Genomic DNA, 12498 nt, shown 5'->3' on the forward strand with positions numbered 1-12498 from the left:
GACTCCATCATGAACGAAACAGCAGCAGACCGTACCTTTGTGATGAAGTGCGGTGGCAGTACACTGGCGGCACTGCCCGCATCTTTTTTTGAAGATCTGAGACATATTCAGGATTCGGGTATCACTCCTGTCATCGTACACGGCGGAGGACCGGCTATATCGGATAACCTGACCCGCCTGGGCATCGAGACGGAATTTGTCGGCGGGCTCCGCAAGACGACCGAGCAGGTACTGGATGTAGTGGAAATGGTTCTATCCGGCAGCATCAATAAGCAAATTGTCCGTCGTATTCAGGGCAGTCATGCCAAAGCGATCGGTATCTCCGGTGTCGATGGTGGACTGATTCAAGCGCGGCCAGTAAGCAATTCGGCAGAAGTTGGTCTGGTCGGCGATGTAACGTATGTGGAAGCCTCCATTATTCGGGCGATTGTCCAGCTTGGTTATATTCCAGTCATTGCACCGGTTGGAGCGGATGCCACCGGGCAGCGATATAATATCAATGCGGATACGGCAGCCGGAGCGGTTGCTTCGCATCTGGGTGTACCGCGAATGATCGTCGTCACCGATGTGCCGGGAATTATGCGCACGGTAGACGGCGAGAAGAAGGTACTGCCTCAGGTAACGATCAGCGAAATTGACGAGATGATTGCTACTGGTGAAATCTACGGTGGGATGATTCCCAAAGTAAAAGCAGCGATTGCTTGCATTCAGGGAGATGTCCAGCAGGTCATTATTGTAGACGGCAGTGAACCACAGATACTCAGTCGAGTACTCCAGGGTGATCCCGTGGGGACACGTATTGTTCGTAAATAAACAATCATCAGCAGATGATTCCAATAGCAAACCAATTACGACAGCACCAACTACCAATTAGAGGAGCGTGATCCATATGGCTAATCCGGCAAACAACCAGCAGCAATCACAACCGAACGAGGAAAGTGCATTATTCCCGACGTATGCAAGATATCCGATTGCTTTTGCAAAAGGACAAGGCAGCTACCTGTGGGACGTAAACGGTAAAAAGTATCTGGACTTTATGTGCGGACTGGGCGTAACCAATCTGGGTCATGCTCCGACAGCGGTAGCCGATAAGCTCAAACAGCAGCTGGATGAGCTGTGGCATACATCTAATCTGTTCGAAATTCCCAATCAGGAAAAAGCAGCACAGCTGCTGACTTCCATGACTTCCGGCGATGCTGTGTTCTTCTGTAACAGCGGCGCCGAAGCCAATGAAGCAGCGATCAAGCTGGCACGCAAATATCAGCAAAAGGTAAAAGGTGCAGAACGCTACGAAATCATTACCTTTAACCAATCATTCCATGGACGTACGCTGGCTACACTGACAGCGACCGGGCAAGACAAGGTCAAAGAAGGATTCCATCCTCTGCCGGCTGGCTTTGTTACGGTACCGCTGAATGATCTGGAAGCACTCCAAACGGCGATCGGACCGCATACGGCAGCGGTAATGCTGGAAATGATCCAGGCGGAAGGCGGCGTACATCCGGCTAAAACGGAGTATGTACAGGCTGTAGCCGAATTGTGCAAGCAGCATGGACTGCTGCTCATCATCGATGAGATTCAGACGGGTATGGGGCGGACAGGGAAACTGCTTTCCTTTGAACATTACGGTATTGAGCCGGATATTTTCACGCTGGCGAAAGGCCTGGCGAGCGGCTTCCCGGTTGGCGCGATGGTCGGCAAAGCGTATCTCAAAGAGGCGTTTACGGCAGGCAGTCACGGCTCTACCTTTGGCGGTACACCACTGGCAACTGCAGCAGTGATTGCGACGCTGGAGACGATGCAGGAACAGAATGTAGTCGAGCATGCAGCCCAAATGGGCGAGTATCTGATGCAGCAGCTGCATGACAAGCTATCCGGTCATTCCTTTGTCAAAGAAATCCGCGGCAAAGGTCTGATGATCGGGATCGAATGTACATCATCGGTGAACGAGATGATTATGGCTGGACAGGAAAAAGGACTGCTGTTCGTCAATGCAGGCCCAAATGTGATTCGTCTGCTGCCAAACCTGCTGATTACGAAGCAGGAGATTGATCAGGCGGTGCAGATTGTGAGCGATATTATTCATGAATATGCTCCGGTAGCCAGCGCATCCGGACCAAGCGGCGTATAAATAGCAAGACAGGGATCATATCCGACAAGGGGGAAAAGAGAGTATGGCAGATGCAGCACAGCAGAACCAACTGGAACTGAGTCATTTCAAAGGCAAGGATTTTGTGGAACTCAGTGATTATACGGCAGAAGAAATCAACTTTCTGATCGAACTGGCGATTGAGCTGAAGCGCAAGCAAAAAGCAGGAGAAAGCTATCGTCCGCTTGAAGGAAAGACGGTAGGACTGATTTTTGAGAAATCTTCGACACGTACGCGGGTTTCCTTTGAAGTAGGTACTTATCAGTTGGGCGGACATGCCCTGTTCCTCAGCAAAAATGATATCCAGATGGGACGCGGTGAGACCATTGCCGATACAGCGCGTGTTATGTCACGTTATCTGGATGGTATCATGATCCGTACTTTCGGGCATGAGAATGTAACGGAACTTGCAAAATATGCAGATATTCCGGTAATTAATGGACTGAGTGATTTGGGTCATCCTTGTCAGGTGCTGGCAGACTTCCAGACGATCGTAGAGCAAAAGGGCAAGCTGAAAGGGCTCAAACTGGCTTACATCGGCGATGGCAACAATATGGCACATTCCCTGATGATCGGCGGCGCACGAGTCGGCCTGGACGTGTATGTAGCGAGTCCGGAAGGGTATGAACCTGATCCTGCTGTGATCAAGCAGTGCGAGCAGCTGGCAGCCGAGAGCGGAGCGACGATCAAGGTAGTACGCGATCCGCAGGAAGCTGTTCAGGATGCGGATGTTATCTATACCGATGTATGGGCCAGCATGGGCTTCGAGGAAGAACAGAAGATCCGTGAAAAGGCATTTGCGGCATATCAGGTAAACGAAGCACTCGTTAGCTATGCCAAGCCGGATTATATTTTCCTGCACTGCCTGCCGGCTCATCGTGGTGAAGAAGTGAGTGCAGGTGTAATCGATGGACCGAACAGCGTCATTTTCGATGAAGCAGAGAATCGTCTGCATGCACAAAAAGCCATTATGGCTGCACTGATCGGCTAAAAACAAATAAACAGATAAACAAATACAAAGTGAATCAGTAACTGGAGGAACCTACTTATGGCTAAAGATAAAATCGTACTCGCTTATTCCGGAGGTCTGGATACATCAATCATTCTGAAATGGCTCAAAGAAACCTATGATGCCGAAATTATTACCTTTACAGCCGATATCGGACAAGCGGACGAACTGGACGGTTTGGAAGAAAAAGCACTGGCTACCGGTGCATCCAAAGTCTACATCGACGATCTGCGTGCGGAATTCGCCGAAGATTTCATCTATCCGATGTTCCAGGCAGGCGCGCTGTATGAAGGACAGTACCTGCTCGGTACGAGTATTGCACGTCCGCTGATTGCCAAGCGTATGGTCGAGATTGCCCGTGCAGAGGGAGCGATCGCTATCGCTCACGGCGCCACCGGCAAAGGAAACGATCAGGTGCGCTTTGAACTGAATGCCGCTGCACTCGCACCGGAGATTCAGGTTATCGCTCCATGGCGTCTGGAGAAGTTCCGCGAAGACTTCCCAGGACGTGCCGAGATGATCGCTTATGCGGAATCCCATGGTATTCCTGTAACAGCTTCTGCGGCGAAGCCGTACTCGACCGACCGCAACCTGCTGCATATCAGCTATGAGAGCGGTGTGCTGGAAGATCCGGACTTTGATGCAAGTGCAGAGAGCAACAAGGATATGTTCGTACTCAGCGTATCCCCGGAGGATGCACCCGATCAGCCGGAAATGCTGGAACTGCAATTTGAAAAAGGAAATTGTATCGCGCTGAATGGCCAGTCCATGACACCGCTGGAAGTGATGGAGAAGCTCAATGAGCTGGGCGGCAAGCACGGTATCGGTCGTGTCGATATGGTAGAGAACCGCTTTGTCGGCATGAAGAGCCGCGGCGTATATGAGACACCGGGCGGTACCATCCTGTTCACTGCTCATCGCAAAATGGAGTCCCTGACGATGGACCGCGAAGTGATGAGTCTGCGCGACTCGCTGATTACCCGTTATGCAAATCTGGTCTACAATGGATTCTGGTTCGCTCCGGAGCGTCTGGCGCTTCAGGCACTTGTAACCGAGAGCCAGAAGAACATCACCGGTACTGTCAAAGTCAAACTGTACAAAGGCAATATCATCGCGGCAGGACTGAGCAGTCCGGTCAGCCTGTACAACCCGGATATTGCTACGATGGAAGCCGATCCGACCAATGCCTATGATCAGGGCGATGCGGCAGGATTTATCCAGCTGAACGCACTGCGTCTCAAGGTAAATGCAGGTGTACAGCAGGCAGCAGCACAAGCCAAACAGGGAGTGTGACCAACAGCATGAGCAAACTATGGGGCGGACGTTTTACCAAGCAAACCAACCATCTGGTGGAGGAGTACACAGCCTCTATCCATTTCGATAAAGCACTCGCAGAAGAAGATATCCAGGGCAGTCTCGCTCATGTCACCATGCTGGGCAAATGCGGCATCGTACCTGCAGAAGATGTAGAGACGATCAAAGCCGGTCTGAACAAAGTATTATCCAAGATCCAGGCGGGAGAAGTGCAATTCTCCGTCTCGGATGAAGATATCCATATGAATATTGAAAAGCATCTGATTGAGGAAATTGGCGCTGTCGGCGGCAAGCTGCATACCGGCCGCAGCCGTAATGATCAGGTAGCAACCGATATGCATCTGTATCTGCGCAAACGGGTCGTCGAGCTGGTCGGACTGCTGCATGCACTGCAGGAATCCCTGATCACCCAGGCGAAAAGCAATATGGATACGATCGTGCCGGGCTACACGCATCTGCAGCGTGCCCAGCCGATCTTGTTCCCTCATCATCTGATGGCTTATGTGTCCATGTTCGAACGGGATATTGACCGTCTCAAGGACAGCTACAAGCGTATCAACGTACTGCCGCTCGGAGCAGGTGCGCTCGCCGGGACCACATTCCCGATCGATCGTCATTTTGTTGCCGAACAGCTCGGATTTGATGCCGTGTATGAAAACAGTCTGGATGCGGTCAGCGATCGCGACTTTATCGTCGAGTTCCTGTCCGGCGCCTCGCTGATCATGACCCATCTGTCCCGCCTGAGTGAAGAACTGGTACTGTGGAGCAGCACCGAGTTCAACTTTGTGGAATTGGACGATGCATTCTGCACAGGCAGCAGCATTATGCCGCAGAAGAAAAATCCGGATGTCGCCGAGCTGGTACGCGGCAAAACCGGACGGGTATATGGCAATCTGATCGGTCTGCTGACCGTGCTCAAGTCCCTGCCGCTCGCTTACAACAAGGATATGCAGGAAGACAAAGAAGGCATGTTCGATACCGTAGCAACGCTGGAAGGTGCTTTGCAGCTGTTCGCACCGATGATAGCGACGATGAAAGTTAATACCGGCCGAATGCGTGAAGCGGTCAACAAGGACTTTTCCAATGCGACTGATATTGCGGATTTCCTCGTAGGTAAAGGTCTGCCTTTCCGTCAAGCCCATGAAGTTATCGGCAAAACGGTGCTGTACTGCATCCAGGAAGGCAAGTACCTGCTTGATCTGACACTGGACGAATTCCAGAACTTCTCACCACTATTCGACGATACGATCTATCAGGTGCTGCAGCCGGAGACGGTTGTTAATGCCCGTAATGTATATGGCGGTACAGCGACTGTACAGGTAGAGCAGGCGATCGAACGTGCCGGAGGCAAACTCCAGCATACCGTGCAATGGCTGGAGCAGCATAGCTGATTGGAAGCCGCACAACCGGTGATCGGACTATGGACAGTACGAATGGAAAGTACGAATAGAAAGTACTATCAGTTCAAATGAAGACAATCATATACGCAGCAGAGTTACCACTCCTCCTATCTAACCGATAGGTGAGTGGTAACTTCCAAAGCAGCAGTCTCTTCGAGATTGCTGCTTTTTTTCTTCCTGATCATAAACGAATGATGGAAGTTCCCTACAGGGGCCTATGCAAAAAGTCATAATTAGCTGCTCGAAAATAAGAAATTTATATGACATCCCTAGCGAATAATAAGACTATATATCTCGAATAAGATGAATTTTAAAAAGCAAATCGATGATCATTGTCTTCTGCAACGGAAATAAACAAAAGTCTATCAGGAAAACAACATCCAACTATTCTCTGCCTAGAGCAGCAATCTATAATGTAATGAAAAGAAACACGAATGAAAGCAAGTGGGAGTAAGATATACAGAAATTAACAAATCAGAGAGTGGCAGCTGACCATTTTATCTGTGATATCTGTTACAGTAACAGCCAGTACATTTTCAAATAACTGTAACAAGAAAAAACAGCAAATTGTATTGCGTATTCCCCAAAAACAGCTACAATGAAGTTGTGAATGTTAACGTTAACAATTTGAATTCAGACAGGCGATCATGGGAAGCACCAGCATACATTGCGAAGGGAATGGCGAACATGGCTAAAACGTTTTTGGATGAGAATTTTCTATTGAACAGCGAGACTGCAATTCAACTGTATCATCAGACAGCTAAAGATATGCCAATTATTGACTATCATTGCCATTTGAGCCCTCAGGAGATTTTGGAAAATAAAACATTTAAAAATATTACCGAGGCTTGGCTGTACGGCGATCACTACAAATGGCGGGTCATGCGCGCCAATGGAATCGAAGAACGTTATATCACCGGAGATGCCGAAGATTATGATAAATTCCTGGCATGGGCACGTACGGTACCGCAGCTGATCGGCAACCCGCTGTATCACTGGACCCATCTGGAATTGCAGCGTTTCTTCGGCGTACATGAACTGCTGAATGAACAGTCTGCTCCGGCAATCTGGGAAAAGGTAAACCAGCAGTTACAAGGACCGGGATTTGGAGCACGTGATCTGATCACCAAATCCAAAGTAACTGTAGTCTGCACTACAGATGATCCTGTCGATTCGCTAGAGTACCACGCTCAAATTCGCGAAATCAGCGGATTCGAGACAGCCGTACTGCCAAGTTTCCGCCCGGACAAGGCGCTGGAAGTCAACCGCGCGACTTTCAAGCCATGGCTGGACAAACTGAGCGAAGTACATGGTTCCGATATACGCAGCTATGATGAATTCCTCGCTGCCCTGGAGAAAAGAGTACGCTTCTTCCATGAAGCCGGCGGACGCGTCTCCGATCATGCGATTGATAAAGTGATGTACGCAGATACAACAAAGGAAGAAGTCAGCGAGATCTTCACTCGTCTGCTGGAACAGGGACAGGTGAGCCCGGAAGAAGAAGCCAAGCATAAGAGCTATACACTGGTCTTTCTGAGCAGCCTGTATGCGGAATTGGGCTGGGCAATGCAACTGCATATTCACGCTCTGCGCAACAACAATTCAGTTGCTTTTGCCAAACTGGGACCGGACACCGGTTATGATTCCATCAATGATGGGGTAATTGCCCAGCCGCTGGTCTCCCTGCTGGATGCGATGGAGAATGCCGGCGGATTGCCGAAAACAATCCTCTATTCCCTGAATCCGAATGACTATCATGTACTGGCAAGTGCAGCGGGTAGCTTCCAGGGTGGAGGCGTTCCAGGCAAAATTCAGTTCGGTACTTCATGGTGGTACAACGATCATCGTGATGGCATCCGCGAACAGATGCGCATTCTCGGCAATCTGGGTGTACTGTCCCGCTTTGTCGGTATGCTGACCGATTCCCGCAGCTTCCTCTCATATACCCGGCATGAATATTTCCGCCGTCTGCTCTGTGATCTGCTGGGCAGCTGGGTGGAGAACGGCGAAGCGCCGAATGATCCACAGCTGCTGAGCAGCCTGGTAGAGGGAATTTGTTACAACAATGCCGAGCAGTATTTTAACTTTCCTGCAGTGGTCAGCAGTCACTCTTGATTTAGAAGTCCGGACATTTCTTGCCGGATGCCAGCATATACGCTGGTGTCCGGGCAGAATCCGGCAAGTTCCATTTAACAATGTGAAATATTTCACTAATATCAATTGAAGGAAGTGTTACAGATGGGAGCAGCAGCATTAAAGCCTGTACAGGTCGAAGAACAGGCAGCCACAACCAAGATTAGTCTTAAAGAAAAAATATCCTACGGTATGGGCGACTTTGGAAACGGATTCATGTTTGACCTTGGGCAGCTATATCTATTGAAATTCTTTACGGATGTTGCTGGTATACCGGCGATTGCAGCCGGTGGTATCTTTGCAGCGAGCAAACTGTTTGCGGCATTCTGTGACCCGATTGTCGGCTCCAGTATTGATTATCGCAAAAATATCGGACCGCGCGGCAAATTCAGACCTTATCTGATTATGGGCAGCATCGCACTGGCGATTCTGACAATACTTACCTTTATTTCACCCAATCTGTCGACTTCGGGCAAGCTGATCTATGCATATGCTTCCTATATGATCTGGGGCATCGGCTATTCCTTTGTCAATATTCCGTATGGTTCACTGGGCGCAGCCATTACGCAGGATACGGTAGAGCGAGCCTCGCTGTCTTCTTTCCGCCAGGCCGGTTCGCTGGGTGCACTGTTTGTAACGAGTGTTATCGTCATGCCGATTATCGTGCATTTTGCCAATCCCAAAGTAGGGTATCCTGTTGTTATGGGGATTATGTCGCTGATTGGGGTAATCGCTTTCTTCTTCTGTTATAAAGGAACCAAAGAACGGGCTGTGAATCTGGCACCGCCAAGAGAAAAATTAACACCATGGCTAATCATTAAAACATTTATCAGCAACAAGCCTCTGCTGGTACTGGTACTGATGACCGTATTTACCATTTCGGCCTACAATATCAAATCTGCGATGCTGGTATACTTTGCACAGTATAATCTGGGTAACGTGGAATTGATGGCATACATGAACTTTATTATTATCGGGTCTTCCTTTATCGGGGTACTCTTCCTGCCCAAGCTGGTCAAAAAGTTCGGCAAACGCAATACTGCAATGATTGGTCTGGGTGTCAGCGTCGTCGCAGATACGATTAACTTTCTTGCACCATCCAATGTAGTTTTGTTCACAATTCTGGCGAGTATTGCCTTTATCGGGATCAGTATTCCAAACGGGATTACATGGGCATTTGTATCGGATATTATCGATTATGGAGAATGGGAATCCGGTGAACGCAAAGACGGTATCACCTACTCATTGTTCAACTTCTCCCGCAAGCTGGCCCAATCGTTGGCAGGTACTTTGTCCGGTATTGGACTTGGACTGGTTGGTTATATTCCGAATGTAGCACAAAGCGCAGGCACACTGCTTGGGATCAAAGGTCTCCTCTGTCTGTATCCGGCGATCGCACTCGCTATTGCCATGCTGATTATTGGATTCATGTACAAACTTACCGACAGCAAGCACGAAGAGATCGTTGCCGAGCTGAAACTGCGCAATCAGCAGTAGAGCATCATACCAGGCATTTATAATGCAGCGAGAAAAAGCATAGCGCAGCAAGGCGGTTCTTATTATGGTCAATATGCATAGTATGGTATTCTTAGGGGAAAGCAGACGACACTTAAGCGTCTGATCTGTTCGGTATCGTCATTACAGGATGCAGCCGGATCGATACTCAAGTTACGGAAAAGGAAGGTATGCATATGGCGGCTACAATCAAGGACATTGCCAGACTCGCCAATGTCTCTCATACAACAGTATCTCGTGCACTCAATAACAGCCCGTTGATCAAGGAAGTAACCAAGCGCAAAATTATGGAGATCGCGCGTGAAGTGAACTATATTCCCAATTACAATGCCAAAAGTCTCGTGCTTCAACGTTCCCATACGATCGGACTGTTTTTTACAAGTATCTCAACCGGTACAAGCAGCAGCTTTTTTGCGGCAACCATCCGGGGAGTGAATTCGGTGGTCGGTATCGGCTACAATTTGTTCGTACGCGGGATTGATGATTACGAGGATTTCTCTACGATTCACCGTAAGCGTTTTGATGGCATTATCCTGATGAGTCAGAGTGATGCAGATAACGAGTTTATCGAGCATGTGCTGGAGCAGAATATTCCTCTGGTTGTGCTGAATCGACTGATTCCGGGAGGACACTTTGTCAATATCGTCTCCAATGACCGGGAGGGTTCCCGTGAAGCCGGACGATATCTAATTGAGCAGGGTCATGAGCGAATCGCTATTATTGAAGGCATCAAAGGATTCAAGTCTACCGAGCAGCGCCGGGCAGGATTCCTCGAAGCCATCGAGCAGAGCGGCAAAACGGTTCCGCAAGAGTATCGGATCGCCGGAGATTATACGACCGAGAGTGGTCACCAGGCAATGCGTCAGCTATTGCAGCTGCAAACGCCGCCAACAGCCGTATTCTGTTCCAACGATGATATGGCTATCGGAGCGATGAATGCTGCCTATGCACTGGGGTACAAAGTGCCTGAAGATGTGTCGGTTATCGGATTCGATGATATCAACTTCGCCCGCTACACCAATCCTGCATTAACTACCGTCAAGCGGCCGGTTGAACAGATCAGCGCGCATGGCGCCGAGAAAATCATGGAACGGATCGAAGAAGACGCTAACCGGGAAGAACTGATTTTCCTGGAAACTGCATTGATGGAGCGGCAATCTGCAGCTGCCCGATCCGGCAGCTGAACCTATCAACCGAATTCTGCTACAGTATCTGGTTCATAGAAAGCAACTACAGCAGTGTATTCGCTGCTTACCACTTTCTATGAACCGGGGGAAAGCAGCAAATTTCTTTTCTTTAAAAGTGTGATTTAATTCATTTTGTTAACGTGTGCATAAATTTAGAATAAAAGTATGAATAAACGGCTTGTTGAATCTGTATCTGCTCTGATCCTCCTCGATTCTGGCAGTCTCACCCGAGATTCGGCAAGCCTTGCTTTTTATAAGGAATACTTGTGGACAATGAACCAATTAACGGAGGCGATAATTATGCAACGACTGAATCGGAATACTCATCCGGCAGAGCGGTATCCGGAGAAAGTACTGCAATTTGGAGAAGGCAACTTTTTACGGGCTTTTGCAGACTGGCAGATTGATCAGATGAACCGCAAAGCGGATTTTAATGGAGGCGTAGTCATTGTACAGCCGCTGGCGAACGGAATGGCAGAGCAGCTGAATGAGCAGGATGGGCTGTATACTGTTTATCTGGAAGGCATACAAAATGGACAGGCGCTGCAGGAGCATCGGGTGATGGAATGTGTCACACGGGGCATTGACCCGTATGCGCGTTATGAAACGTACGAAGAGCTGGCGTATCAACCGGAACTGCGTTTTATCGTCTCCAACACGACGGAGGCCGGTATCGCTTTTCAGCCGGAAGATCAACTGGAAGATCGTCCGCAGAGCAGCTACCCCGGCAAACTGACTGCGCTGCTGTATCGTCGGTATCTTCATTTCGATGGGGATCGTTCCAAAGGGTTCATCATTATCCCGTGTGAGCTGATTGATCGCAATGGTGAAGTACTGAAAGATATTGTGCTTCAGTACAGCAAGTTATGGGGACTGGAGAGCGAATTTATCAGCTGGCTGGAAGAAGCCAATACATTCTGCTGCAGTCTGGTAGACCGGATCGTACCGGGTTATCCAAAGCAGCGTATGCCGCAAATTACCGCAGAACTCGGTTATGAAGATTCATTTGTCGTAGTAGGTGAACCATTTCACTTGTGGGTGATCGAAGGACCTGCCTGGATTGCACAGGAGTTCCCGGCTGAAAAAGCGGGACTGCAGGTGAAGATCGTCGAAGATATGGCGCCTTACCGGACGCGCAAAGTGCGTATTCTGAATGGCGCACATACAGCGCTTACGCCGGTAGCCTATCTATATGGACTGGAGACAGTAGGACAGGCGGTAGACGACGAGATGGTGGGCAGCTTTGTCCGTGAACTGATCGATGAAGAGATTATCCCGACACTGGATCTGCCTGCCGAAGAACTGACTGCTTTTGCTGCAGCGGTGCTGGAACGATTTCGCAATCCGTATGTAGAGCATTATGTAATGAGCATCGCCCTGAATTCCATTTCCAAATTCAAAACACGGGATCTGCCTACATTGACTGCTTTTGTCGAAAAGCACGATAGACTGCCGGAAAGACTGACCTTCTCCCTGGCAGCCCTGATCGCCTTTTACCGTGGAGAGCGTGAAGGTGAGCTGATTCAACTGGCAGATAACAGTGCTGTTCTGGATTACTTCCGCCAGATCTGGTCACAATATCAGGATACCACAGAAGATATGAAGCAGCTGGTAAGCAGTGTATTTGGACAGACTTCCTTTTGGGGGATGAATCTGAACGAAATACCGGGGCTGACCGAGCAGACCAGTCGTTATCTGTACCAGATTCGTACAGAAGGTATCCGCCAGGCGCTGCGTGAGCTGATGACCCATGGCACATTGGCCGTCTAAATGCATATCCAAACAACAGGG

9 protein-coding genes are annotated in these 12498 nt (G+C 49.2%); all 9 read left to right on the forward strand.

The window, feature by feature from the left end:
* Positions 1-9 precede the first annotated feature (9 nt).
* The 9 genes from argB (at position 10) to WH46_RS17650 (ending at position 12477) form a co-directional block, all read left to right on the forward strand.
* Positions 10-813 (forward strand): acetylglutamate kinase, encoded by an 804-nt coding sequence (argB, locus tag WH46_RS17610; protein WP_046227691.1) that lies wholly within the window; start codon positions 10-12, stop codon positions 811-813.
* A gap of 76 nt (positions 814-889) precedes the next feature.
* Positions 890-2131, forward strand: coding sequence for an acetylornithine transaminase (locus tag WH46_RS17615; protein WP_046227692.1), 1242 nt, complete (start codon positions 890-892; stop codon positions 2129-2131).
* Positions 2132-2174: 43 nt separating this feature from the next.
* Complete coding sequence (gene argF / locus WH46_RS17620; RefSeq protein WP_046227693.1) at positions 2175-3140, forward strand: ornithine carbamoyltransferase; 966 nt, start codon at positions 2175-2177, stop codon at positions 3138-3140.
* A gap of 57 nt (positions 3141-3197) precedes the next feature.
* A complete protein-coding gene (locus WH46_RS17625) occupies positions 3198-4451 on the forward strand; it encodes an argininosuccinate synthase (protein ID WP_046227694.1) in 1254 nt (417 codons plus the stop codon).
* 8 nt (positions 4452-4459) lie between these two features.
* Positions 4460-5863: an argininosuccinate lyase gene (gene argH / locus WH46_RS17630; protein WP_046227695.1), complete on the forward strand. Its 1404-nt coding sequence runs from the start codon at positions 4460-4462 to the stop codon at positions 5861-5863.
* Between the two features lie 696 nt (positions 5864-6559).
* Positions 6560-7987: a glucuronate isomerase gene (gene uxaC / locus WH46_RS17635; protein WP_046227696.1), complete on the forward strand. Its 1428-nt coding sequence runs from the start codon at positions 6560-6562 to the stop codon at positions 7985-7987.
* Positions 7988-8110: 123 nt separating this feature from the next.
* Positions 8111-9502 carry a glycoside-pentoside-hexuronide (GPH):cation symporter gene (locus tag WH46_RS17640; protein ID WP_046227697.1) on the forward strand — a complete coding sequence of 464 codons (1392 nt, stop codon included), beginning with the start codon at positions 8111-8113 and terminating at the stop codon, positions 9500-9502.
* Between the two features lie 194 nt (positions 9503-9696).
* Positions 9697-10704: a LacI family DNA-binding transcriptional regulator gene (locus tag WH46_RS17645; protein WP_046227698.1), complete on the forward strand. Its 1008-nt coding sequence runs from the start codon at positions 9697-9699 to the stop codon at positions 10702-10704.
* 303 nt (positions 10705-11007) lie between these two features.
* Positions 11008-12477 (forward strand): tagaturonate reductase, encoded by a 1470-nt coding sequence (locus WH46_RS17650; RefSeq protein WP_231584375.1) that lies wholly within the window; start codon positions 11008-11010, stop codon positions 12475-12477.
* The last annotated feature ends 21 nt before the right edge of the window (positions 12478-12498 follow it).

The sequence above is a fragment of the Paenibacillus dauci genome, assembly GCF_000971985.1.
Taxonomy (GTDB): Bacteria; Bacillota; Bacilli; order Paenibacillales; family Paenibacillaceae; genus Saccharibacillus; species Saccharibacillus dauci.

Coding starts and splice junctions, on each gene's coding strand:
- WH46_RS17650 (WP_231584375.1), top strand. CDS start 11,008: ATGCAACGACTGAATCGGAATACTCATCCGGCAGAGCGGTATCCGGAG.
- WH46_RS17645 (WP_046227698.1), top strand. CDS start 9,697: ATGGCGGCTACAATCAAGGACATTGCCAGACTCGCCAATGTCTCTCAT.
- argF (WP_046227693.1), top strand. CDS start 2,175: ATGGCAGATGCAGCACAGCAGAACCAACTGGAACTGAGTCATTTCAAA.
- argB (WP_046227691.1), top strand. CDS start 10: ATGAACGAAACAGCAGCAGACCGTACCTTTGTGATGAAGTGCGGTGGC.
- WH46_RS17615 (WP_046227692.1), top strand. CDS start 890: ATGGCTAATCCGGCAAACAACCAGCAGCAATCACAACCGAACGAGGAA.
- uxaC (WP_046227696.1), top strand. CDS start 6,560: ATGGCTAAAACGTTTTTGGATGAGAATTTTCTATTGAACAGCGAGACT.
- argH (WP_046227695.1), top strand. CDS start 4,460: ATGAGCAAACTATGGGGCGGACGTTTTACCAAGCAAACCAACCATCTG.
- WH46_RS17625 (WP_046227694.1), top strand. CDS start 3,198: ATGGCTAAAGATAAAATCGTACTCGCTTATTCCGGAGGTCTGGATACA.
- WH46_RS17640 (WP_046227697.1), top strand. CDS start 8,111: ATGGGAGCAGCAGCATTAAAGCCTGTACAGGTCGAAGAACAGGCAGCC.